Here is a 25,647-nt window from a genome sequence, read left to right on the forward strand (position 1 = left end):
AAATTGGCTTCGTTTTTATTTTAAACAAAACACTAAACTGATAAATAATGAAAACTAAACTTTTACTACTACTTTGCCTAGTGAGCTGTTCGTTTTTTGCGAATGCTCAGAAAATAACTGTTGCAACATACAACATTCGTAACGACAATGCGGATGATGTAAAAAACGGTAATGGCTGGCAGCAACGTTTACCCGTAGTATGTAACCTGATTAAGTATCATAATTTTGATATTTTTGGGACACAGGAAGGATTATATAATCAATTAGAAAATATAAAAGAACAATTACCCGAACTCAACTATATTGGAGTTGGGCGCGACGATGCTAAACAAGCTGGAGAATACTCTGCCATATTTTATAAAAAGGATAAGTTTAAATTGCTCGATTCGGGTAATTTCTGGTTAGCAAACAACTCTTCTAAACCCAATCTGGGATGGGATGCCGTTTGCATCCGTATCTGCACATGGGGTAAATTTAAAGAAAAAGCATCCGGAAAAGAATTCTATTTCTTCAATTTACATGCCGATCATGTTGGTGTAAAAGCACGTAAAGAAGGGGCAAAACTGGTTCTTGAAAAAATTAAAAAGATAGCAGGAAAACAATCAGCTATATTGACCGGCGACTTCAATGTTGATCAGCATAACGAAAGTTATTTATTTTTAGATACATCCGGTCTGTTAAGAGACTCTTACGACTTATCACCTATTAAGTATGCCAATAACGGGACATTCAATGCATTCAATTTGACGCGTGTTACAGATGAACGTATAGATCATATTTTTCTAACTAAGAAGTTCAGAGTTTCACGTTATGGCATCTTAACCGATATTTATTGGGATAAGAATGGAGTTCCACGCATACCTTCCGACCACTATCCGGTAGTTGCCGAAGTTGAATTTACGAAATAAAGGTCTCAGACCTCTATTTACTTTTGACAAGCATAACAAACATAAATGCTATAGCTCCAAAAACATATTATCAAATACTTTAATTTACTCAAAGTTATAGCCCTAATGAAAAAATTTATCAAAGAGTGGAAAAACAGATATAAGAATGCCAAACTTAAATACAAAATAGCGATTCCTTTGTGCAGTATTTTAGTTATCTGGTATATGTTCTGTCTACCTTCGCCACTTTTTGATGTTCCATATAGTACGGTGGTCTCCGATAGAGAAAACGAATTATTGGGGGCACGTATTGCTAACGATCAGCAATGGCGTTTTCCTTCCGTTGATTCTGTTCCCGAAAAATACAGAGTATGTGTTACTCAGTTCGAAGATCAGTATTTCAGTTATCACTGGGGTATAAATCCTATCTCGCTCTTTAGAGCTATTAAACAGAATATCTCTCAGAAACGAATTGTAAGTGGGGCTAGTACCATTACCATGCAAACCATCCGTTTATCGAGAAAAGAAAAGCGGACTTTCGGAGAGAAGTTTATTGAAATGATTTTAGCTACACGGCTCGAATTCTCTTATTCGAAAGATGAAATTATAAATCTATATGCTTCGCATGCACCAATGGGCGGTAATGTTGTAGGAATAGAAGCCGCATCATGGCGATATTTCGGGCATCAATCATCTACTCTATCTTGGGCAGAAGCTGCAACGCTCGCTGTACTTCCTAATTCTCCTGCCATTATGCACTTTGGGCGTAACAGAGAGAAACTTTTAAACAAACGAAACAACCTACTCAAGCGTCTGCAAGAAAAAGGAATTATCGATGAGATAGATTACGAGCTTTCGATAGCCGAGCCCCTACCCTTCGAGCCCTATGCATTACCTCAAGTTGCACCTCACCTTGTAACCAAGATATACATGGAACAGGGCGGAAAACATATACATTCGACTATTGATAAACGCCGACAATTACTGGTCGAGAATATATTATCGAGATGGAATGCCGAATTTGCACAGAATGAAATAAAGAACATCGCCGCCGTAGTTATCGATATAGAAAAGAATGAGGTTGTTGCTTATTGCGGAAATGTCAATTTCGACAAAAGCGTATCAGCCAATCAGGTAGATGTTATTCAAGCACCTCGAAGTACGGGAAGCATACTGAAACCTTTCCTTTATTGTGCCATGCTCCAAGATGGACAATTACTGCCCAATCAGTTACTGGCAGATATACCGATCAATATAAACGGTTTCAGTCCTAAAAATTTCAGTCTCAATTACGATGGTGCAGCTCCTGCTTCCGAAGCATTGGCACGATCTCTCAATATTCCCTTTGTGGTTTCACTTCGAAAATATGGAATACCTAAATTCTACTCCCTTTTGAAAGAAGCAGGTATGACAACTTTGTCACGTTCGCCCGATACTTACGGGCTTTCGCTTATTCTTGGAGGAGCTGAAGGTAAATTGTGGGACATCACGTCGATGTACGCACATATGGCACAATCTTTGAACGATTACAACAACGAACAACGTTACTGGAAACACAAACCGATCTCGTATATCTACAACGAGGATAATAACGAACCCATTGAGCGTATTACGAGACCTTTATTTGAAGCTGGTGCTATCTGGCTAACCTTTGATGCTCTGACGAATGTAAATCGTCCTGAAGAGATCGATTGGAGGTCTATCCCATCCATACAAAAGATTGCATGGAAAACAGGCACAAGCTTTGGTTTCCGCGACGGTTGGGCAGTGGGTGTTAGCCCCAAATATGCAGTGGGCGTATGGGTTGGAAATTCAGACGGAGAAGGTCGCCCCGGATTGACGGGTGCTAGAACTGCGGGAATGGTAATGTTCGACATCTTCAATTCGCTACCCTCCTCTAAATGGTTTACAGCTCCTACGAGCGATCTTGTACGAGCTGAAACTTGTAGAGAAAGCGGAATGTTGACGGGTATAAATTGCCCTGAAACATCTATTGATACAACATGGATTACAAAAAAAGGTATGGAGACTAATGCCTGCGATTTTCATATAAGGATAAATGTATCCGAAGATTTCAAATACAGAGTGTATGAAAACTGCGCAGGAAGCAGAGGTATAATACAAACTTCGTGGTTTGTTTTACCGCCTTCATGGGAATGGTTTTACAAAGAACAACATCCGTCTTATAAAATGTTACCTCCATTCTCGCCCGAATGTATGAACGAAGATCAAACCAAAACAATGGAATTCATATATCCGTTTGCAAATGGGGTTGTAAGCATTCCGAAGCAATTGGACGGATCGCCCGGAAAGGTAATCTTTGATTTAGCTCACCGCAATCCACAGACAAAAGTCTACTGGCATTTAGATGACACTTATGTAGGAGAAACTCAAAACTTTCACAAGAAAGAGTTAGCTCCTGCTGCGGGTAAACACCGATTGACTGTGGTGGATGAAACGGGCAACTCATTAGTTCTTAACTTTACTGTAAAGTAATTGGATAAACACCTTTTGTTACCTTTTGGAGTGAACGAATAAGTAGAATAAAGTGTTAATAACATACGGGTTTATACAGATTAAAAATGCATGGGTGTATTACGTATACTCCATAAGCAACAGAAAACCCTATAAATGGACGTATTTAATATGTCTATACAAGGAAAACAAGTTGTAAGAAAAATCGATAATCAGTACAAACTCTATAAACTAAATAAAATATGGCATTTATTGATTATTATAGCGTACTTGGGCTAAAGAAGGATGCCTCTGCCGACGATATCAAAAAGGCATATCGAAAATTAGCCAGAAAATATCATCCGGATTTGAATCCGGATGACAAGGAGTCACATCAAAAATTTCAGCAGATTAACGAAGCGAATGAGGTTTTGAGTGATCCCGAAAAAAGAAAAAAATACGATACATACGGCGAACATTGGCAACATGGCGAAGAATACGAAAAAGCCCGTCAACAACAATCTCAAAGTGGAGGTTTTGGAGGAGGCTTCGGCGGATTTGGAGGCGATGCCAGTTATAGCTACTCTAGTGACGACAGCGAATTTTCAGACTTCTTTGAATCCTTATTCGGAAACAGAGGAGGTAGAGGTTCGCGTTCCGGCAGATCGCATGGTTTCAAAGGGCAAGACTATACTGCTGAATTACATCTCAGCTTAAAAGATGCATCGGAAACACATAAGCAAACTCTTGCCGTTAATGGTAAAAATATACGTATAACCGTTCCCGCGGGTATTGCCGACGGACAAGTTATCAAACTACCCAAACAAGGAGGACCGGGAGTAAACGGAGGTCCTGACGGTGATCTGTATATCACATTTGTAATTGCAGAAGACCCTATATTCAAAAGATTAGGAGACGACCTATATGTAAATGAGTCGTTAGACTTATACACCGCAGTACTGGGTGGTGAGACTATGATAGATACTCTCTCGGGAAAAGTAAAATTGAAAGTAAAACCCGAAACTCAAAACGGAACTAAAGTTCGGTTAAAAGGCAAGGGATTTCCTGTATATAAAAAAGACGGACAGTTTGGTGACCTATACATCACCTACTCCGTGAAGGTACCAACAGGTTTGAATGATGAGCAAAAAGACCTCTTCAGAAAACTTGCAAGTTATCAATCCAAAGTCTAATATCTATTTATTACTTTGGTAAGTATAAGTACAATAAGCTGATATTATTGAATAATATTGTATTTAATATTTACTGTTACTTAAAGAATATCGTTATGAAAACAGGACTAATTATAATAGAAGAATACTGTAACAGTTCGCAAGTAGAACCATCTTTCATCGATCTGTTAGAGAACGAAGGATTGATAGAAATAGAGATAGTTGAAGGGGAACATTATATAAGAGAATCTCAATTGCAAGATCTCGAGCGTTTTGCTAATTGGTATTACGATCTTTCTATTAACATAGAGGGTATTGATGTAATACAAAATTTATTGCAGAAAGTGCAGAGCCTGGAACAAGAGCTATACTCGTTACGAAAACTAAAATCGCTCCATCATAAGGACTTGTGGGAAGAGATAGACGAATAAGAAAAGAGACATCAGTATTGATGTCTCTTTTTATTTTAGAGAGAAGTATTTATTGAAAGGCAACCATTAACTATATTTTATTTTATTTACTAATGACTATTTAGTACATTTATACCTTATTGTTGTAAGACAGTTTATTACGAAATACTATAATAACCAATCTTTTTAGATGCTATGAAAAAAAACTTGATTTTGGCAAGAAACTTAATCTGCCTAATAATACTTTGCGGAATATCTGCAAGTTGTGAACAGAAAAGACCCATAAAAACGTGTGACACTTTTGCTGAAATGGCTGATCCGACAGCAGATACTCTGTCGAACTGGAGCCAGACACCTCCGGGACTGAATGCTTCTTTTGTCAGCATAGATAATAAATACCCTAGATCGGTAATGCCCGAAATTACAAATAGTCAATCATATACGGTAACCGGATGGAAAGGTGAAAAACTTTCGGGACAACTATTGCTTTGGAGTGCTGAAGATATTCAACAAGTAGAATGCGAATTCAGCGATTTTACTTCTCCCAACGGAAAACTATCTTCTGATATAGCTCAAGCCAGATTTGTTCGTTATGTTATGACCGACATATTCGAACCGGGTTGCGGCTATCGTAAACCCGAGGATTTTCCTTCGTCACTAGCTGCCGATATGCTCGATAATTTGGAGTGCTTTAACATCGAAGCTAAAACGGTACGCCCAGTATGGCTTAGTATAAACATTCCTCAATCGGCAACAGCAGGAACTTATAATGGTAAGCTTAAAGTTTATGCAAGAGATCAAAAGACTCAGGAATTTGAGATAAGCATAGAGGTTCAAGACCGCACTTTGCCTTCTCCTTCCCAATGGACTTATCACCTTGATTTGTGGCAACATCCTTCGGCTGTGGCTCGTGTTCAGAACCTAGAAATGTGGAGCGACAAACACTTTGAAGCTCTTAAACCTCAGATGAAAATGCTTGCCGATGCAGGACAGAAGGTAATTACTGCAAACATCAACAAAGAACCTTGGAACAACCAATGCTTCGACCCATATGCAGATATGATTATATGGACTAAAAACACAGATGGAACATGGTCTTATGACTATACCATATTCGACAAGTGGGTACAACTAATGATGGATTTAGGAATCAATAAAATGATCAATTGTTACTCTATGATTCCTTGGAATAACGAGATACATTATACTGATGCTGCCTCTAAAGAGATTATAAACGTGAAGGCTGATCCGGGAACAAAAATATTCGCTGATATGTGGACTCCGTTTTTAACCGATTTCACCAAACATCTGAAAGAAAAGGGCTGGTTAGAGATAACTAATATTGCTATGGACGAGCGTTCGCCCGAAGCTATGAAAGCAACAGTAGACCTTCTACAAAAAGTAGCACCCGAGTTAGGAATATCATTAGCTGATAATCATAAAAGCTATAAAAAATACCCATTCATAAAAGATATGTGTGTAGCTGCCGGTGCAAAAGTAGATTCGGCTGACATAGCTATGCGTCGCGAAAAAGGTTTGATAACCACGTATTACGTTTGCTGTTCTGACAAATTCCCCAATATGTTTACATTCTCCAACTCAGCAGAGTCTGTTTATGCCAGTTGGTATGCTATTGCTGCCGATTTCGATGGCTTCTTGCGTTGGGCATACAACTCATGGGTAGAGAACCCATTAACCGACTCTCGATTCAAAACATGGCCAGCCGGTGATACATATATTGTATATCCTGAGGCACGCAGCTCTATACGCTTCGAACGTTTGATAGAAGGTATCCAAGATTTTGAAAAGATTCGCATTCTAAGAGAAGACTTGAAGAAAGCCAACACTCCCGAATCTTTAAGCAAGTTAGAAAAACTGAATGCCGAAGTTGCTAAATTCAATACAATTGAACCAACAGAGCCTATTAATGATATGTTGAAAAAAGCGAAGATGACGATTAACGAAATCTCTAAGTAAAGAGAACGAGAAATAGAAAAGAGGCGATGTTTGAAATCAAACATCGCCTCTTTTTATTTTAGAACAAATTTGTTTAAGCTTTTTCTGCAAAATACTGCTTGATCTTATCTTCTAAGAATAGAATAGCAATTATGGCACTGAATATAATCAAAGTACCAACACTATATTCTTTGGAAATTACAAAACTAGCAATCCATGAAGCAACTACTGCTACAATTAAAAGGATTCGGCCGATTGCTTTACCTTTCAATAATAACAATCCTGATATCAAGATTAGCGGACCTGCCACAAAATTTTCAATTATCACCTGAGTAATCAAATTAGGATTTTCAGTAAGAAAAGCTTGCAATCCTATAAGCCCCAATATTCCCGCAACTATTCTTATAATACCTAATACTATCAATACAATACTTACAACCCTTAAAGGTTTTGGTATATCCATTTTTTCAGAAAATTTAGTGTGTTTAATTTTATATCGAAGCTTTTTCTTCTGCCTCTTCTATGTTCTTTTCTGCCTCCTTCGATAATTCTGGATAGGCAATACGAGAATGGTATATAGTCATCAACTTCTCTTTGAATATATTCTTTGCAATCTCAATATCTCTAAAGGTAATAGGTGCATTCCTCAGTAATCCGTCATGCATTTGAGTATCAATTAGCTTATTTACCAATTGAGATATAGATTCTTCCGTATATTCTTTTAAGCTTCTCGATGCAGCTTCTACTGTATCTGCCATCATAAGAATCGCTGTTTCTTTTGTAAACGGATTTGGACCCGGATACGAAAAGTCAGCCTCATCTACAACCTCATCTGCATGCTCATTTTTATAAGAATTGTAGAAATATTTCACTTTTCCCGTTCCATGATGAGTAGCTATAAAGTCGATAATCTGTTGAGGTAGATTGTATTTTCGAGCAATCTTAATTCCTTCGGGTACATGGTTTATAATTATGCGTGCACTTTCTTTATATGAAAGGCCTACATGAGGATTCATTCCCGGAATCTGATTTTCGGTAAAATAAGCAGGGTTAGTCATCTTTCCAATATCATGGTATAATGCTCCGGTACGAACCAGCGGTGCATTTGCTCCAATACGTGTAGCTACCGCTGCCGCCAAATTAGAGACCTGCATCGAGTGTTGGAATGTACCCGGTGCAACCTCCGACAGTTGCTGTAATAAAGGTTTGTTGATATTCGATAATTCGATCATACTCACTCCCGATATAAAACCGAACACCTTTTCGCACATATACACCAATAGATATGCAAACATTACGAACATAAAGTTGATCGCAAAATAAAGGAACATCAAAGGGTCAATCTGTTTGATATCGCCTTTCAGAGCCAATGTTACACCAATATAAAGAGATGTATAGGTAAGTAAGATAAAGAATGACGATTTTATAAGTTGAGATCTTTCCGACAAATCTTTCAAACTAAAGATACACATAAAGCCTACGGGTATCTGTAACAGAAGAAACTCCTGAGGAAACGGCACCATCAGCGAGCAGATTATAGCGGTTATAAGATGCGTAAGCATGGCTGTACGAGAATCGATAAACGTACGTACCATAACCGTTGCCATAGCATAAGGGATTATATAGACATTGAATCCCAACTTTACAAACAGTCCTGTAAGTACACACAGTACAACAATCATCATCAGCATGAAGACGACATTGCGACGGTCATAATATTCTCTCGGACGGAAAAATATCAAGTAAGTCATAAATGCCATAATAAGGGCAGTTATCAAAATAATATCCCCTACTATCATCCAATTTTTACGCGTACCCGACCCTTCCTTTTGTTCGGTTATTTTCTGTAAAGAGTTGAGTATATGTACTGTTTTTGCAGTTACAATTTCTCCTCTATCGATAATTTTTTGTCCTGCTAAAACATTCCCCTCCGCAAAAGGAACCCTCATCAATAACTCATCTTTTGCTTTCTTCGACAGTTCGCTATCTAAGATTATATTATCGTACAAGTAATTATTCAAGTTGAGAGACTGAATAACATACAATTGCAAATTTTCGGGCAGATCATTTATCAACTTCTCATAAGCAAGCTTCGAAGTATAGAATGAATTGATATTCCGGATAGAAGCCACATTATCCCCATTAATTAGGTAAAGCTGTTTCAAGGAGCTTTCCTCTATCTTATCATAATCAGTAGCAGCAATTAATCCTGCCTGATAAATTTCGTGCATTTTTCGCTGTACATACTGAATATATCCTTTAGGAATTTCAGCTGCCTGAGCATCATTCGTGAAGAGAGTTATTGCCCGTTCCGATCTGAATTTATCCAAGCTATAATAAGGGATATATTCCTTTAAAATACTATCCCTTTCCTGCTCTAACTGCGCTTCTGGCTTATAGATAGGAAAGTCCATAGGGGCTGTCACAAGTCCATACCGCCAAGGCTTACCTTCGCTTTCATTGTAACTTACAGTAGTCTCACGCGGAGCAAAGTAAGCTATCAGAATAATCGCAAATATAAAAAAGGTAGGGGTTGGTATTTTTATTTTCTTATTTAAATATCCCATAGTTATATAATTAAGGTCGCAGACCTCTTTACTTGTTTAATAGTATTTGTCGGAAGAAGAGTTTAAATCTGATCAATCCAATGATAAACACACATCGAAAAGATTGTCTCTACAATAACAACATGGCACTAAAACAGTTTAGTGTTACTCAATATATTAACTATTGAGCAATGACTTTAGTTCAAATTCACCAAGAAATTGAAATCATCGTTAGAAGTCAATTCGCATGGCTCTTTTCCGAATTTAAATATACGTGCAGAGCGATCTCCAATCAACGACAATTTTCCATTCTCAAAATGCAGAATAGTTGATTCTCTCAGACCCACTACATAAACATCTGGATTTTCGATCACAAATTCATTTATTCTCATTTCTCTGGTTTCTCCACCATGATTATCAGGATGAGCATCCAGATAATGTGGGTTCAACTGAAAAGGAACTAAATTGAGTGTTTCGAAACTCAAAGGAGCCACAATAGGCATATCATTTGTAGTTCTCAATGTTGGGCATGCCACATTAGAACCTGCACTCCATCCAATATAAGGTGTACCTGTATTTACTTTCTCGCGAATAAGATCTATTAAATCGTTTTCTTGAAGAGTTCGGGTCAATTTCCAAGTATTACCACCACCAATCATTATAGCATCTGCTGTGCGTATAGCTTCTTTGGGGTCTACAAATGTATGTATTCCTTTTACCTGAATACCTACTTCCTGCAAGCTATCGTTTACTTTTCCCGCATATTCGTCATACGAAAAAGTTACTGCTGCATAAGGTATAAACACTATATTGAGGGGTTTATCTCCTAAAAAAGATTTTATTGTTTGTTTAGGATAACCTAAATACGACTCACCCGGATTAGTTGAATTGCTCAGTAATAATAATTTCATCATTCTAATTATTGGTAATTTCTATACAAATTTAAGTATAATATGATTGATGCAGTGCATATTGCAAAACAAAGTTTAGATAAGTATTCCTATTTTAGAGATCATTGGGTCTTAAAACTCGTCAGAAAGGCTACTCTTAATAGTGATTTTTTCTATATATTTGCTTACGAATAAATAACAAGTAAGTATTTAATGTTGCATTATTTAATTCTAAACATTGTGCATCCAATACTTTCAAAAAAACAATTACACCATGGTTAAACATATTGTGTTCTGGAAGCTCAAAGAAGAAGCTCATGGAAATGATAAGGCTACAAACGCTTTGCTAATCAAAGAAAAACTAGAAGCTCTTAACGGAAAAATAGATGGTCTGCTTAAAGTTGAAGTAGGTATCAATTTTCTTGATTCGGCTGCTAATTACGATGTAGCTCTTTATTCCGAAGTGGCATCTAAGGAAGCATTGGACGTTTATCAAAATCACCCATTGCACCAAGCTGTATTACCTTTTGTAAAAGAAGCCGTAAATAGCCGAGTAGCTGTTGACTACGAGATTTAAGAACACATATCTATTTGTGCTCTATCTAAATATACATCAACTGCCGGTTACACTCTTGTAATACGGAATTAAGGTTGCAAGCCTTATTTACTGCTTTGCCATGCACACAACTAGAAATAGTTAGGGTGATAGAACATTGCATTAAGTATTAGCATTACTTACATACTTTCAGTTACTAAAATGATGCAGGAAAAAATTATAAAAGATATTCGCAAGCGATGCCGAATGGCAATGAATGGTGTTGCTTCTGCGAGTATGAGAGGTTATGGGCTTAATTACAAGCTCAATTTTGGCGTATCGATACAAAAGATTAAAGAGATTGCCTCTCGTTATGAATCGGATAAAGATCTGGCTGAAACTCTTTGGTTAGACGGAACTCGTGAATTAAAGATATTGGCAACATTGTTATACCCTACTGATCAGTTTTCAAAAGAAACGGCTAATGAGTGGGGGTCGCAAGTTCCTAATCAGGAAATAAGGGAACAGGTTTGTGTAAATCTTTTTCAGGTTCTCGACTTTTCTGATCAAATAGCTTTAGAGTGGATAAACGAAGAGGATGAGAATGTACGAGCAACAGGATATTGGCTTATTGTAAGACTTTTTCTCGCGAAAAAATTTGCAGGAACGATAGAAATAGATACATTTCAGTATATATGGAAAGATATTGTTTCCGAAAACGTATCTCTACGCAATGCCGCCGTTTTGTTTCTGAAAAATGCAGGTAAGTTCTCCCCCACATTGGCTGAGAAAATTTTAGAAAAGGTGACAATATTCAAAGATTCGGAAGATCCGTTACTAAAAGAAATTTATGACAGCCTTTCTTTTGAGTTCGAATTTTTCTACGATAATTAATTGAAGAGATAAATAATTCTAAAAGAAATACTTTAGAGAATATATTTGATTTCTTTAAAGGCGAATTTTCGGATCATACCCGATTCGAGTTTTAAGACTAATAAGCCTGAATCTTCAACATCGTGAATCTGGGCAAGAAAAGTTGCCTCATTGTCAGTAAATAGATGAAACCCCTCTTTTCTGAATAAAGAGGCTTTATATTCAGCTTTTATTATTTCCGGAGAGTCTAGTTTTGCATAGTAAAAAAGCAGACGCTCTATTATTTGAGTCAGTATATCCTCTACATTATATGAATCGCCCGTAATCTGTTTCAACGATACAGGATTAGGGGCGTTACTCGTAAAAGTATCTTGATTAAGATTAAGCCCTACCCCTATAATCATTCGGTTGACTTCGTCTCCCATAATATCGTTTTCGATAAGAATACCCGTTATCTTCTTCTCGTTCCAATAAATATCATTCGGCCATTTGATAGAGATACCCAAGGTATAGTTATCCAACACATCTTTTATTGCAAGAGATATAATTTGAGATATAATAAACGGACGATCGGCTTTTAGTCCCTTGGGATATAAGATAGTACTGAACATGAGGTTCTCGCCTTTTGCCGACTCCCACGAATTGCCTCTTTGACCTCGCCCAGCACTTTGAAAATCAACATATACAGATGTTCCATCTCCCAAAGACTTTACATCACTGAGGTTTTTCAGATAAGAATTGGTAGATGTTACTTCTTCCAAATGAATAAACAATGGCTTCTTCATATATTTCGATCCTCCATAACAGCATATTCCGCTTGTCTTTTTTTAGGCAATTTCTTGATTACTTCTTCTACCGAATGCATAATAAGCTCTTTTATTAAATCATCTGGAACATCACTCTCCAGATAAATAGAGTTCCATGTTAAGGTTTTAGTATGCTGACCATTTACAACGCCTTCATATTTTTCTCTCAACTCTACCGACCTTTCGGGATAACACTTCATACTCACTCTGAACATTGCATCTTTAGGTTCGATATTCACATAAGCAAACATTTTATCCATTACTTTAAATACCAATATTCTATCATCAAAGAATGGAAACGATTCACTCGCTCCTTTTACAGACATACAGAACTCTCTCAGGTCTTCAATATTCATAGAGTTTCTTTTTATAGAGAGTCCGACTTCATTTCAGCATATTCTGCCTGTTGTTTCTTGGGTAGTTTTTTAATGACTTCTTCTACTGAATGATTTACCCAATATTTAAGTTCGTCATCCGGCATATTTTGCTCAATAAAAATAGAGTTCCAATATTTCTTATTGGAATGATAACCGGGAATAACACACTCATATTTTTCTCTAAGTTCTATTGCCTTTTCGGGATCACATTTCAGGTTTAACAGAAACCCATCATCGCGCCTTTCTAGCCCCATATAGGCAAACATTTTACCCATTACCTTAAATACAATTGTAGTTTCATCAAAAGGAAAACATTCTTCCGCTCCTTTTACCGAAAGGCAATATTCTCTTACATCTTCTATATTCATATCACTTAAGTAATGCTAAGTATTTATTTAATCCTATTCTCAACTATAATAAACTCTCGTAGCTCAATTTACCGGTGCAAAAAAAGCATCTTCTATATGATCTATTTCCTGCGTTTTCTTATTTATAACGATAGCTATTACATCAAATCGGGCAGGAGTTTCGATATTATGTTCTTTAAGATAAAAATCGGCAGCCTCCACTATTCGTTTGATTTTTGTTTTCGACACAGCCTCTTCCGGATTTCCCCAGTGATTGGATGTTCGGGTTTTTACTTCCACAAAAACAATAAATTCGGTGTTAGATGCAATTATATCTATTTCATATTTCCCGACACCCCAATTACGTTCTATAATCTGATAACCATTCTTACGAAGATAGTCTTCGGCAAGATCTTCACCTTTTTTCCCCAGATCGTTGTGTTCTGCCATCTTCTTAGATTAGTTTGGTTATTAAGTATTACAAATATATGATTTATACTCTTCTTTATTAATAACCTTCTAAAAGAATTCTTCTAATTGAGGCTCGTAACAAATTGTTATTTTTATAATAATTAGCAGCTTTGATATTCACATTGGCTTGATTGTAACAAAAATTATTTAGTTTTGTATTTATTATTGTATAAATATTTAAGGTCTTGTACCTATTTAATATTTTGGCAAGTATAACAGATATAGTCTGTTATTACCCTAAGATGTATCACTAAATACTTTTATCTACTTAATAAATGGCAAAATATAAGCGAGTACTACTCAAACTTAGCGGCGAATCTCTCATGGGAGATAAACAATATGGCATCGACGAAAAACGTTTGTCGGAATATGCAACCCAAATTAAAGAAATTGCAGAAATGGGTGTGCAGGTCGGAATAGTTATCGGAGGTGGAAATATTTTTCGCGGACTGAGTGGTGCATCGAAAGGATATGACCGCGTAAAAGGCGACCAGATGGGTATGCTGGCAACTGTAATCAATAGCTTGGGACTCAGTTCGGCTTTGACTGCTATCGGACAGAAATCTCGTGTATTGACAGCCATACGAATGGAACCTATTGGCGAGTTGTATTCTAAATGGAAAGCTATAGAAGCATTGGAGAACGGCGAAGTTGTTGTTATCTCATGCGGAACGGGCAATCCATTCTTCACGACCGATACAGGTTCGGCACTTCGAGGTATTGAGATAGAAGCCGATGTTATGCTAAAGGGTACTCGTGTAGATGGTATTTATACCGCCGATCCTGAAAAAGACCCTACTGCAACCAAATTTGAGAATATATCTTACGACGATGTATACAACAAAGGGCTTAAGGTTATGGACTTAACTGCAACTACGATGTGTAAAGAAAACAATCTTCCGATCGTTGTTTTCGATATGGACACTGTTGGCAATCTGGCGAAGGTGATGAGAGGCGAAAACATTGGTACTTACGTTCACGCATAAGAGGTTGCAGACTTTTTTATGGCTTCGCTTGATATAATAAGCAGATAAGCTGCTAATGATACGCTCCATACAACCATATTTAATAAATAGAAAGAATAAACATATTTGTAATTTTCACAACAAATGACAGACATTAAAGACTTCGAAAAGAAAGCTGAAGCCAAAATGCAATCAACAATTGAGTTTTTAGAAGAAACTTTGGCTCACATACGTGCAGGAAAAGCAAATCCTCGTATTTTGGATGGTATCAAATTAGACTATTACGGAAACATTACTCCTCTTACAGGTGTTGCTTCTGTTAATACTCCTGATGCTAGAACTATCGTTATCCAACCTTGGGAAAAAAATATGTTAAGCGAAATAGAAAAAGCTATTATCAACTCCGATCTTGGATTAAACCCTGATAACAATGGAGAGATGATTCGTTTATCTATTCCTCCTCTTACCGAAGAACGCCGTAAAGCACTCGTAAAACAATCGAAACAAGAAGCCGAAGATGCTAAAATAAGCGTTCGTAATGCTCGTCGCGATGTTATAGATGCTGCAAAGAAATCAGTAAAAGAAGGTACTCCCGAAGACGTTGCTAAAGATGCCGAAGCTTCTATTCAAAAAATTCACGACAAGTATATCAAACAAATAGATGACTTGTTTGCTGCTAAGGAAAAAGAGATTATGACTGTATAAGTATCAGTCTTTTCTTAAAAAGAAATAGGGAGTAAAGAATTTAGAGGTGTAAAGCTCTTTATTCTTTACTCTTTTGCTATCTTACACACTTTATCAAATTGTCATACCTTATTAAAAACAGTAACAGCCAAAGGGTATTCTAAAATATATCCTTAAATAATTTAGATCAACTTAATACGCTTACATGAAATAAAGAAACCTTTTATCCATTCCACTTAAAACACATCTCTTATGGCTACAATTAAACCATTTAAAGGCTTACGCCCTCCTAAAAGCATCATCAAAGAAGTAGCATCACGCCCCTATGATGTATTGAATTCTCTTGAAGCCAGACTTGAAGCAGAAGGTAACGAAAAGTCGTTGTACCGAATAATTAAACCCGAAATTGATTTTGAAACAGAAATAGACGAGCATCACCCCGAGGTCTATGAGCGTGCTGTGAAAAACTTTCACAAATTTCAGGAAAGAGGATGGCTTGTACAAGATGAGCAGGAAAATTACTATGTATACGCTCAAACAATGAATGGAAAAACTCAGTACGGTTTAGTAGTTTGCTCTCATGTTGACGATTACATGACGGGGAAAATAAAGAAGCACGAACTGACCCGAAAAGACAAAGAAGAAGATCGCATGTTACATGTTAGTGTGAATGATGCTAATATAGAGCCTGTTTTCTTTGCATACCCTGACAATGAAGAATTAAATATAATCATAAAGCGAGTTATAGCATCGCCTGCCGAATATGATTTTACGACTCCCGATAATGTAGGGCATCATTTCTGGATAATAAATGATAAAAAGGATATAAATAATATAACCGATCTCTTTGCTCGAATACCCTATTTATATATTGCAGATGGGCATCACCGATCGGCAGCCGCCGCATTAGTATGTGCTGAAAAGGCTAAGAAGAACCCCAATCACACAGGAAGCGAAGAGTATAATTACTTTATGGCGGTATGTTTTTCGGCAAGCCAGCTCAACATTATTGATTATAATCGTTTGGTAAAAGACCTCAATGGACTAACTCCCTCTGAGTTTCTAAAAAAGCTAGAAGCCTCTTTCGTAATTGAAGAAAAAGGATCGGATATAATCCGCCCAACAGGATTACACAACTTCTCTATTTATGTAGACCACAAATGCTATAGTTTAACTGCTAAAGAAAATACTTATAACGATGATGATCCTATAGATGTACTTGATGTAACCATTTCATCTAAATATATTCTCGATGACATTCTTGGTATCGAAGATTTGCGCACCGACAAGAGAATTGATTTTGTTGGAGGGATAAGAGGCTTAAATGAATTGAAGCAACGTGTAGACAGTGGAGAAATGGCTCTGGCAATAGTTCTCCATCCTGTTACTATGGAGCAATTGATGAGAATCTCAGATTCAAACAATATTATGCCCCCAAAAACTACATGGTTTGAGCCAAAGCTTCGATCAGGATTAGTTATTCACAAGCTAAATTGAGGTATGCATTCTTAAATCGCACAAGAATAAATCATTATTAGCACTTAATTTATACCTTTACAGACGAAAGAAAAGTAGAGGTATAGCGTTATACACCTACGGAAAATTAATTAATATCAAAAAGGTATAAGACCTTAAGAATTAGAAAACAATGAAAAAAGCTTGATGAGAGGATTGGTTATAAAAAATACAGGAAGTTGGTATCTTGTACGAACAGATGAGAACAAAGATGTTGAGTGCAAAATAAGAGGCAGTTTTAGGCTTAAAGATATCAGAAGTACCAACCCTATAACGGTAGGAGACAGAGTATCTATTGTAATGAACGAAGATAATACTGGCGTTATTACTGAAATTGAAGCCCGTAAGAACTACATCATCAGACGATCGTCTAACCTATCGAAGCAATCTCATATCATAGCTTCTAATCTCGATCTGTGCTTTCTCATTGTCACCGTTTCAAAGCCTGTGACTACGACAGTCTTTATAGATCGTTTTCTAGCCTCAGCCGAAGCATATCGTATTCCAGTCAATCTACTATTCAACAAGATAGACATTTGTGATGAAGAGGAAATAGAATATATGGAAGCGCTGATAAACTTATATGAGTATATAGGTTATCCATGCTTCAAAATTTCAGCAAGAAACAGCACCGGACTAGATATTCTGAATGATAAGCTAAAAGACCAGATAACTTTATTCTCAGGACATTCGGGAGTCGGAAAATCAACTCTTATCAATGCCATAGTGCCCAATGCTACTTTGCGGACAGGTGATATTTCTAATTATCACGGAAAGGGAATGCATACAACGACGTTCTCCGAAATGCTCGAACTACCACAAGGAGGCTTCATTATAGATACTCCTGGCATTAAAGGCTTCGGAACGGTAGATATGAGTCCCGAAGAAATAAGCCACTACTTCCCCGAGATATTTAAATTCTCGCACAATTGCCGCTTCAACAATTGCATGCACACCAATGAACCGGGATGCGCTGTTAGAGAAGCCGTAGAGAATCATTATATAAGCGAAACCAGATATAAATCATATATCAATATTTTAGAAGACGAAACCAATGACAAATACAGAAAGTAAGGTCGCTATAAAATTTAGATTCGATCTTAAATCTTTTTTATGTTTTTTACTTATATTTGTTATTGAGGTTATTATAGCTTTATTTGTAAAAGATAGTATTATCCGACCCTATGGAGGCGATGTACTAGTTGTTATTTTGATGTACTATTTTTTCAAGACCTTTGTAAAGATGAATCCCTTACCTTTGGCTATCGGAGTTTTATTCTTTGCATACGCTGTAGAAATTGGACAATATTTCAACTTAGTTGAAGTTTTAAATATGTAGGACAATCGAATTATGCGAATCGTAATAGGTTCGTCATTTAGTTGGGGCGATATGCTTTGCTATACATTAGGAGCAATTATCTGTCTATTTTTAGATAGAAAAGAAATGAAAGCAATCACACAATAAGAGCACTGACCTTTTTATTGATAAGGTTAGTCTAATAAAAACAGTTAGTTATCGTTATCAAAAATAGCACTAAACAGTTGAAATTACTTACATGATTCAGCAAAGAAAAAAAGATTATTTACAACGACTTATCGAAGACTTTTTCAGCAAGCTACACGAACTGATAAATCAGGATAAGAATTTAGAATCTGTCACTACCGAGAAAAAACAGATTCTGCGTGAATGCTTTACTCTTTTTGATAATGATTTCAACATCAGCCAAGAAGATTCGGCAGAGACTATTATTATAAAAATAGGCGACAACGACCTGATTGAGCAATACGCCAAACTCTTGCTAACTAAGTACGAAATAAGTGATATAAAGGAAGTGTATCAACTGCATATAGCTCTCGACCTGGTAGAGTATATCGAAGCTACAGACAAAACATATTCGTGGAACAGAACTATCTTAAAAGAAGATATACTTAGACTACTCGATGTATGAATAATATAATGGAAATCTTTTCGGCAAATAACTTCATTTTAGTATTCCAATTGCTATATGTACTTACAGCAATAGGAGTAGTAATAGTTGTTATTTCCGAGAATAGAAATCCATTAAAAACAATAGCATGGGTATTAGTGCTTCTTCTGCTGCCTTTGGTCGGACTTATTTTTTATTACTTCTTTGGAGAAGATCACCGTAAACAAAGGTTGATCTCTCGTAAGATGCACAAAAAGATAAACCGAAAAACTCTAGAACGAATAGAATTACTAGAGACTCTAAATCCACCCATAGAGTACAAAGGATTAATCAATCTGCTCAACAAACAAAAAGACACACCACTTTACGGAGGCAACAAGATTACCTTTTATACAAATGGTATTGATAAATTTGACGCCCTTTTCGAAGAAATAAGAAAGGCGAAGAAATACATCCATCTCCAATATTACATCTTTATGGATGATGTTATTGGCAATCAGGTGAAGAGTCTTTTGATAGAAAAAGCACAAGAGGGTGTCGAAGTTAGAGTCTTATACGACGACGTAGGCTCTTGGACTGCCAAAAGAAAATTCTATAAAGAGATGGCAAAAGCAGGAATACAAGTTACCCCATTCCTTAAAGTTGCATTCCCCTTATTAACCAGCCGTGTAAACTATCGTAATCACCGTAAAGTTGTGGTTATTGATGGCGAAGTCGGTTTCATGGGAGGAATGAATATTGCTGACCGATACATCAATGGTGTTAAGGGTGGAGTATGGCGAGACAGCCACTTTAAACTCGAAGGGAAAGCGGTGCATGCCCTACAAACCTCTTTTGTTATAGACTGGTATGCCTCTCGTTCTGAATTTTTGGTAGCTAATAAATACTTCCCGCCCCTCTCTGCTAAAGGTGATAATCTGATGCAGATTGCAACAAGTGGTCCCGTTGGAGAATTTAAAGAGATACATCAAGGCATATTTCAGGCAATAACCAATGCAAAGGAATATGTTTATATACAAACTCCGTATCTGATACCTACCGATGCCATTATGTTGGCCATACAAACGGCTGCTATGAGTGGTGTAGATGTACGGATTATGATACCTAAAAAATCAGATACTACATTTGTGAATATCGCATCCCAATCGTTTATCAAGAACTTTTTAGACACCAAGGTTAAGATTTATTTCTTTACAGGAGGATTCATTCACTCTAAGATGATAGTTATAGATGATGCCCTCACCATAACCGGATCGGCAAATATGGATGTGAGAAGCTTTGAACATAATTTTGAGATTGATGCCTTTATCTACAACCAAGATACTGCATTGACTGCTAAAAATATATTTCTGGATGATATGGAATCTTCTGAGCTAGTCGACCCCGAAGAGTGGGACAAAAGACCTAGACACAGACGATTCTTCGAATCAATTTTCAGACTATTTACACCTCTCTTATAAAATGAACTATCAAGAAACTCTAGAATATCTATATAGCCAGTTACCCGTTTATCAGCATGTTGGCGGAAGCGCTTACAAGGAAGGCTTAGACAATAGTTTGTCATTAGACAAATACTTTAACCATCCTCATAAAAAGTATAAAACAATACACGTTGGAGGTACTAATGGTAAAGGCTCGACATCGCACTTGCTTGCGTCTATACTTCAACAAGCAGGACATAAGGTAGGACTCTATACGTCGCCTCATCTGGTAGATTTCAGAGAACGAATACGTGTAAATGGCAAGAAAATATCGGAACAATACGTAGTCGATTTTGTAGCTAATCACAAGAAACATTTCGAGCCTATACACCCTTCGTTTTTCGAACTGACGATGATGATGTCTTTCTGCTATTTTGCAGAGCAAGAAGTAGATATTGCTATAATTGAAGTAGGTCTTGGCGGACGCTTAGACAGTACAAATATTATAACTCCCGAGCTATCGGTTATCACCAATATAAGTCTTGATCATACTCAATTTTTAGGAGATACACTCGAAAAGATAGCCTATGAAAAAGCAGGTATTATAAAACCCCATATTCCCGTAGTTATAGGCGAAGCCGAAGGAGAGGTACGCAAAATATTTGAATCGAAAGCCCAATCGGTTGATGCTCCTATTATATTTGCAGAAGATGAGAATCTGATATATGCAGCCGATAAATTGGACAACGGCTCGTGGCTGTTCCAGACAAATGCTTACCCTAATCTGAAAGGCGAATTGGGTGGTTTACCTCAGATCAAAAATGCGGCAACTGTACTTTGCGCTGTTGATGCCCTTCGTAAAAGAGGAATCCACACCACTATGCAATCGGTTTACACAGGCTTTTCGCTGGTAACAGAAATTACAGGCCTTATGGGCAGATGGCAGATAATCCAACAAGCTAACCCTAAAATAATTTGCGATACAGGTCATAATGTTGGAGGCATAAAATATGTCTCAGAGCAGCTGCTTTCCGAGAAATACGACCGTCTGCACATTGTTATAGGAATGGTAAACGATAAAGATATTAGTCATGTATTAGCTCTCCTTCCCAAAGAAGCTATCTATTACTTCACAAGAGCAACAATATCGCGTGCATTGGACGAAAAAGAACTTGCTGATAAAGGTTCGGCTTTTGATCTGAAAGGAAATACATTTCACACTGTAAAAGAAGCTGTTGAAGCAGCTCTCACCAATGCCAACCCCGATGATCTTATATTTATAGGAGGAAGCAACTTTGTTGTGGCAGAAGCTTTCGAATGCTTTTAAACTTACCTTATTGACTCTTAATTAAATCTTCATAAGATAAAAACGGCTCCGAAATCTCGGAGCATATTTTTTGTTGCAAATTTACATTTGTTACAACGAGAATCTTATGACTACTATTGGAAACTACCACATAAACTATAGCCTTTAACTATAGTAATATCAGATAAATTAGAAACAAAACCCCTCAGTATCTGTTTATAATAATATAGAGTTCTGTTTGCAGGAAAACAAACAACTATTTAATGATGTATTCTCATATTACAGCTTTATATCGTTGTTTTACATGCCAAAGCGATAACACGGTCTTATATCTTAACTATATTCTTAACCATTTCGTAACATTTCCTTGACACCATTGTTGCAATTCTCCTCTAATATTGCAACAGATAAAAGTAACTAAAGAAAACGAAAATATGAAAAAATTACTATTCATTCTAGCAGCAGCTATCTCGCTGACAGCCTGTAACTCTAACAAAGGTGAAACAGCAAAACTATCGGGTGCAGGAGCCACATTTCCTGCTCCATTTTATAATATAGTATTCAAAAAGTTTGGAGAATCATCTGGTAACAATGTTACATACGGTGCTATTGGCAGTGGTGGCGGAATACGAAGCTTAAAAGACAAAACTGTGGACTTTGGAGCAACTGATGTATTTTTATCAGATGCAGAGCTTAAAGAAATGGGATCAGATGTAATACATATACCAACAGCACTTGGCGCGGTAGTTTTATCTTACAACCTGCCAGGAGTAACTGATTTGAAACTGAATTCTGAAATCATCTCAGATATTTTCAGAGGTAAGATTACAAACTGGAATGATGCTAAAATCAAAGCTATCAACCCAAACATTACATTCCCAAACAAAGAAATAACAGCTGTTTATCGTTCGGATGGCAGTGGTACAACCTCAGTATTTTCTGAATATATGGCTAAAACCAACGAAGCTTGGAAAAACGAAATAGGCAGCGGAAAATCGTTGAAATTCCCCGTAGGAGTTGCAGCAAAAGGTAATCCGGGTGTAGCAGGTATTATTTCGGGAACAGAAGGTTCTATCGGATATATCGGTTCTGAATATGCATTGGCACTGAATATTGCATCAGCATCACTACAAAACAGTTCTGGCAACTTTATCGCAGCTAATGATAAGAGTATCTCAGCATCAGCCGAAGCTGACCTTCCCGATGATACAAGACAAATCATTACCAACTCATCTAATCCTGAAGCTTATCCTATCAGTACTTTTACTTGGATTATTGCCTACAAAGATCAAGGCTACAACAAGAAAACCGAAGTTCAGGCTAAAGCATTAGTGGCATTGTTCGACTACATTATAAGCAAAGAAGGACAAGAGATTGCAGTGAAAACTCACTACGCTCCCCTACCTGCTAAAGCTTTAGAAAAAACAGAAGCTATCATCAGATCAATCACATTTAATGGTCAAGCAATAGAGGTTACTAAACCTACTGCTACACCTCAGAATTAAATAATAAATAGGTCTGCAACCTAAAGAAAGAAAAAAGACATTAATTAGTCGGAATGAAAGACAAGATTTTCAAATCAATATTATTCATAGCGTCATGCCTTATCTTGGTTCTGACAGCAGGGGTTATTTATGCTCTGGTCACCCAGAGCATAAGTGCTTTTTCTGCCTTTGGCTTATTCAACTTTATAAGTTCAACCAATTGGGATTCTGTCAATAACGATTTCGGCGCTCTCCCTTTCATTACAGGTACACTTATTACAGCACTATTGGCTTTGTTTTTTTGTATACCCTTTTCATTATCAATTGCATTGTTTAATGGAGAGTATTTCAAACAAACCAAAATAGCAACCATAGTGAGTTCCATAGTAGACCTCCTAGCAGGAATACCCTCTATTGTATTTGGTCTATGGGGATTCTATGTTTTACGTCCCATTCTTATAGATATGGGTGTAAGCGCTCAGGGATTTGGCGTATTACTGGCTTCAATTGTTCTTGCGATAATGATTATTCCTTACGCATCATCGCTAAGTACAGAGTTTATATCAATGGTTCCCAACGAGCTGAAAGAAGCTGCTTATAGCTTGGGTGCTACCAAAATGGAAGTCATAAAAACGGTTAGCTTGCCCGTATCTTTATCGGGTATCTTTGCCGCATATATATTGGCATTAGGTAGAGCATTAGGCGAAACAATGGCGGTAACGATGCTTATAGGAAACACCAATAACATACCAACTCACATATCGGATACAGGAAATACAATGGCGAGTATCATAGCCAACCAATTTGGTGAAGCTGATGGCTTGAAGCTAAGTTCGCTTATGGCTATCGGATTATTATTATTCCTGATAACAGCAACGATTAACTTTATAGCCAAGTATATATTGAAACTTGTAAATAAATGAAAAAGACAATATTCTCAACATCCCGATACAGACAATTCAAAAGTAAATTGTTCTTTTACGCTGTTTGTACCTTCTGCGGAATCACAATGATTCCACTATTCCTCATCTTGTGGGAACTGGTGAAGAAAGGATATAAACAATTCAATCTAAGTTTATTTACCGAAGTATCGCCTTCGTCAATGGATGCCATGCTTGCCAAAATAAGCGACGAGGCTATTCCCGGAGGTATATTAAACGGACTGACAGGTACACTACTTATTCTTTTATTGGCTATGATTATAGCTATTCCAGTAGGGATTCTTACCGGAATATATCTTGCCGAAAATCAAAAGAAAACTTTCACTAAACTCATAAGAAGCCTTTCCGATCTCTTGCAAGGTATTCCTTCTATCGTAATAGGTATTATAGTATATGTATGGGTAGTAAAACCAATGCACAGCTATTCGGCACTTGCCGGTAGTATTGCACTTGCTATTATGATGTTACCCATGATTATCCGATCCACCGAAGAGAGTATTAAGATGCTGCCCACTTCGCTCAAAGAAGCAGGTTTAGCATTGGGAGGCTCATACACATCCGTAGTATTACAAATACTTGTACCGTCGGCTTTTGGAGGATTATTTACAGGTTCGCTGCTCGCAGTATCAAGGGTTATGGGAGAAACAGCCCCTCTGCTCGTTACCGTTTTGGGAGCATCTACTGTAAACTGGCATATAACCGAACCCACAAGTGCAATATCTTTACTAATCTGGGAATTTTACAACGACCCCAATCTTGCACCGCTTGTATGGTCTTCATCACTATTACTTTTGTTAGTTGTATTAGGTATAAATATATTTGCTAAAAGCATTGCTAAAAAATGGAAAATTCAATAAATAACGATAAATATATTCTGGAGCTTAAAGATGTTTCGGTATCTTACAACCCTGAAAAGAAAGCGATAAAAGACGTTAATGCAACTATTAAGGAGCATACAGTGACTGCAATTATGGGGCCTTCAGGGTGTGGAAAGAGTACCCTTCTGAGAGCCATAAACAGAATGCACGAATTATATCCTGATATTAAAACAACGGGAGAAATTTTGCTCAAAGGTGAAAACATTTTCGATATGAATCCCATGCGCGTAAGACGTTTGGCGGGTATGGTATTCCAACGTCCAAACCCATTCCCAGCCATGAGTATTTATGATAATGTTTTGGCAGGATACAAGCTGAACAATATTGGACTCAACAAAACTGAAAAGGACGAAATTGTAGAAAACAGTTTAAAGAGTGTTGCTCTTTGGGATGAGGTAAAAGACTCGATGACTCAAAAAGGAAGTTTCCTTTCGGGAGGACAGCAACAACGTTTATGTATTGCTCGCGCCATTGCTCTGAAACCTGAAATATTATTGATGGACGAACCTACATCGGCACTTGACCCTATTTCGACAAACAGAGTTGAAGATCTAATTCTTGAACTGAAAAAGGAGTATACGATAGTAATTGTTACGCACAATATGTCGCAAGCGGCTCGTATATCTGACAATTCGATGTTTATGTATCTGGGAGAACTGATAGAATATGGTACAACAAAACAAATGTTTACCAAACCTAAGGATAAACGCACCGAAGATTACTTAACAGGAGTATTCGGATAAGGTTGCAGACCTTATTCATCTACAAATGGCTATAATATAAACGAGTTACAACTGAATA

25 protein-coding genes and 1 pseudogene are annotated in these 25,647 nt (G+C 37.1%); 19 read left to right on the forward strand and 7 right to left on the reverse strand.

The features are described 5' to 3' along the window. Positions 1 to 47: 47 nt before the first annotated feature. The 5 genes from HGC4_RS15035 to HGC4_RS15055 all read left to right on the forward strand — a co-directional run bounded on the left by HGC4_RS15035 (position 48) and on the right by HGC4_RS15055 (position 6,900). A complete protein-coding gene (locus HGC4_RS15035) occupies positions 48 to 908 on the forward strand; it encodes an endonuclease/exonuclease/phosphatase family protein (RefSeq protein ID WP_050710959.1) in 861 nt (286 codons plus the stop codon). 105 nt (positions 909 to 1,013) lie between these two features. Continuing rightward, the gene (pbpC, locus tag HGC4_RS15040; RefSeq protein WP_050710960.1) at positions 1,014 to 3,383 is read left to right on the forward strand and encodes a penicillin-binding protein 1C; all 2,370 of its coding nucleotides are present in this window, start codon (positions 1,014 to 1,016) and stop codon (positions 3,381 to 3,383) included. 221 nt (positions 3,384 to 3,604) lie between these two features. Then, positions 3,605 to 4,534, forward strand: a complete 930-nt coding sequence (locus tag HGC4_RS15045; RefSeq protein ID WP_050710961.1) for a DnaJ C-terminal domain-containing protein — start codon at positions 3,605 to 3,607, stop codon at positions 4,532 to 4,534. 95 nt (positions 4,535 to 4,629) lie between these two features. Beyond that, on the forward strand, positions 4,630 to 4,944 hold the full coding sequence (locus HGC4_RS15050; protein ID WP_050710962.1) for a chaperone modulator CbpM: 315 nt from the start codon (positions 4,630 to 4,632) through the stop codon (positions 4,942 to 4,944). Between the two features lie 174 nt (positions 4,945 to 5,118). Next, positions 5,119 to 6,900, forward strand: coding sequence for a DUF4091 domain-containing protein (locus HGC4_RS15055; protein ID WP_050710963.1), 1,782 nt, complete (start codon positions 5,119 to 5,121; stop codon positions 6,898 to 6,900). 73 nt (positions 6,901 to 6,973) lie between these two features. On the opposite strand, the gene HGC4_RS15060 is transcribed toward HGC4_RS15055, so the two are convergent. From HGC4_RS15060 to pepE, 3 genes are all read right to left on the reverse strand, one after another. Beyond that, a complete protein-coding gene (locus HGC4_RS15060) occupies positions 6,974 to 7,342 on the reverse strand; it encodes a hypothetical protein (protein WP_050710964.1) in 369 nt (122 codons plus the stop codon). A 28-nt stretch (positions 7,343 to 7,370) separates the two neighbouring features. Next, complete coding sequence (locus HGC4_RS15065) at positions 7,371 to 9,446, reverse strand: HD family phosphohydrolase (protein WP_050710965.1); 2,076 nt, start codon at positions 9,444 to 9,446, stop codon at positions 7,371 to 7,373. Between the two features lie 176 nt (positions 9,447 to 9,622). After that, entirely contained in the window at positions 9,623 to 10,336 is a 714-nt protein-coding gene (gene pepE, locus HGC4_RS15070) for a dipeptidase PepE (RefSeq protein ID WP_050711074.1), read from the reverse strand. Between the two features lie 253 nt (positions 10,337 to 10,589). Here pepE and HGC4_RS15075 point away from each other — a divergent pair, with 253 nt between their 5' ends. Together HGC4_RS15075 and HGC4_RS15080 are read left to right on the forward strand one after the other, a co-directional pair. Further along, positions 10,590 to 10,892, forward strand: coding sequence for a Dabb family protein (locus HGC4_RS15075; protein ID WP_050710966.1), 303 nt, complete (start codon positions 10,590 to 10,592; stop codon positions 10,890 to 10,892). Between the two features lie 180 nt (positions 10,893 to 11,072). After that, on the forward strand, positions 11,073 to 11,744 hold the full coding sequence (locus HGC4_RS15080) for a DNA alkylation repair protein (RefSeq protein WP_050710967.1): 672 nt from the start codon (positions 11,073 to 11,075) through the stop codon (positions 11,742 to 11,744). A 32-nt stretch (positions 11,745 to 11,776) separates the two neighbouring features. Here the strand turns inward: HGC4_RS15080 and HGC4_RS15085 are convergent, their stop codons facing one another. From HGC4_RS15085 to HGC4_RS15100, 4 genes are all read right to left on the reverse strand, one after another. Next, positions 11,777 to 12,508, reverse strand: coding sequence for a biotin--[acetyl-CoA-carboxylase] ligase (locus tag HGC4_RS15085; RefSeq protein WP_050710968.1), 732 nt, complete (start codon positions 12,506 to 12,508; stop codon positions 11,777 to 11,779). Then, complete coding sequence (locus HGC4_RS15090) at positions 12,505 to 12,885, reverse strand: MmcQ/YjbR family DNA-binding protein (RefSeq protein WP_050710969.1); 381 nt, start codon at positions 12,883 to 12,885, stop codon at positions 12,505 to 12,507. The genes HGC4_RS15085 and HGC4_RS15090 overlap by 4 nt, the downstream gene beginning before the upstream one ends. A gap of 11 nt (positions 12,886 to 12,896) precedes the next feature. After that, the gene (locus HGC4_RS15095; RefSeq protein ID WP_050710970.1) at positions 12,897 to 13,274 is read right to left on the reverse strand and encodes an MmcQ/YjbR family DNA-binding protein; all 378 of its coding nucleotides are present in this window, start codon (positions 13,272 to 13,274) and stop codon (positions 12,897 to 12,899) included. 63 nt (positions 13,275 to 13,337) lie between these two features. Continuing rightward, complete coding sequence (locus HGC4_RS15100) at positions 13,338 to 13,703, reverse strand: YraN family protein (protein WP_050710971.1); 366 nt, start codon at positions 13,701 to 13,703, stop codon at positions 13,338 to 13,340. 296 nt (positions 13,704 to 13,999) lie between these two features. On the opposite strand from HGC4_RS15100, the gene pyrH reads away from it, so the two are divergent. The 12 genes and pseudogenes from pyrH to pstB all read left to right on the forward strand — a co-directional run bounded on the left by pyrH (position 14,000) and on the right by pstB (position 25,589). Beyond that, complete coding sequence (gene pyrH, locus HGC4_RS15105) at positions 14,000 to 14,710, forward strand: UMP kinase (protein ID WP_050710972.1); 711 nt, start codon at positions 14,000 to 14,002, stop codon at positions 14,708 to 14,710. A gap of 123 nt (positions 14,711 to 14,833) precedes the next feature. Then, entirely contained in the window at positions 14,834 to 15,394 is a 561-nt protein-coding gene (frr, locus tag HGC4_RS15110; RefSeq protein ID WP_050710973.1) for a ribosome recycling factor, read from the forward strand. 231 nt (positions 15,395 to 15,625) lie between these two features. Then, positions 15,626 to 16,870, forward strand: coding sequence for a DUF1015 domain-containing protein (locus HGC4_RS15115; RefSeq protein WP_050710974.1), 1,245 nt, complete (start codon positions 15,626 to 15,628; stop codon positions 16,868 to 16,870). A 165-nt stretch (positions 16,871 to 17,035) separates the two neighbouring features. Continuing rightward, the gene (gene rsgA / locus HGC4_RS15120) at positions 17,036 to 17,962 is read left to right on the forward strand and encodes a ribosome small subunit-dependent GTPase A (protein ID WP_050710975.1); all 927 of its coding nucleotides are present in this window, start codon (positions 17,036 to 17,038) and stop codon (positions 17,960 to 17,962) included. Beyond that, positions 17,943 to 18,353, forward strand: a pseudogene (locus HGC4_RS15125) (DUF2809 domain-containing protein). The gene rsgA and the pseudogene HGC4_RS15125 overlap by 20 nt, the downstream one beginning before the upstream one ends. A gap of 91 nt (positions 18,354 to 18,444) precedes the next feature. Then, positions 18,445 to 18,837 carry a hypothetical protein gene (locus tag HGC4_RS15130; protein WP_050710976.1) on the forward strand — a complete coding sequence of 131 codons (393 nt, stop codon included), beginning with the start codon at positions 18,445 to 18,447 and terminating at the stop codon, positions 18,835 to 18,837. Continuing rightward, entirely contained in the window at positions 18,834 to 20,276 is a 1,443-nt protein-coding gene (gene cls, locus HGC4_RS15135) for a cardiolipin synthase (RefSeq protein WP_242047185.1), read from the forward strand. Before HGC4_RS15130 ends, cls begins: the two co-directional genes overlap by 4 nt. Before the next feature lies 1 nt (position 20,277). After that, positions 20,278 to 21,564: a bifunctional folylpolyglutamate synthase/dihydrofolate synthase gene (locus HGC4_RS15140; RefSeq protein WP_050710977.1), complete on the forward strand. Its 1,287-nt coding sequence runs from the start codon at positions 20,278 to 20,280 to the stop codon at positions 21,562 to 21,564. Positions 21,565 to 21,977: 413 nt separating this feature from the next. After that, positions 21,978 to 23,048, forward strand: coding sequence for a phosphate ABC transporter substrate-binding protein PstS (gene pstS, locus HGC4_RS15145; protein ID WP_050710978.1), 1,071 nt, complete (start codon positions 21,978 to 21,980; stop codon positions 23,046 to 23,048). A gap of 53 nt (positions 23,049 to 23,101) precedes the next feature. Continuing rightward, positions 23,102 to 23,950 (forward strand): phosphate ABC transporter permease subunit PstC, encoded by an 849-nt coding sequence (pstC, locus tag HGC4_RS15150; protein WP_050710979.1) that lies wholly within the window; start codon positions 23,102 to 23,104, stop codon positions 23,948 to 23,950. After that, positions 23,947 to 24,825 (forward strand): phosphate ABC transporter permease PstA, encoded by an 879-nt coding sequence (pstA, locus tag HGC4_RS15155; protein ID WP_050710980.1) that lies wholly within the window; start codon positions 23,947 to 23,949, stop codon positions 24,823 to 24,825. The genes pstC and pstA overlap by 4 nt, the downstream gene beginning before the upstream one ends. Next, positions 24,810 to 25,589 (forward strand): phosphate ABC transporter ATP-binding protein PstB, encoded by a 780-nt coding sequence (gene pstB / locus HGC4_RS15160; protein WP_050710981.1) that lies wholly within the window; start codon positions 24,810 to 24,812, stop codon positions 25,587 to 25,589. Before pstA ends, pstB begins: the two co-directional genes overlap by 16 nt. Positions 25,590 to 25,647: the final 58 nt, after the last annotated feature.

Source organism: Dysgonomonas sp. HGC4, assembly GCF_001261715.1.
Taxonomy (GTDB): Bacteria; Bacteroidota; Bacteroidia; order Bacteroidales; family Dysgonomonadaceae; genus Dysgonomonas_A.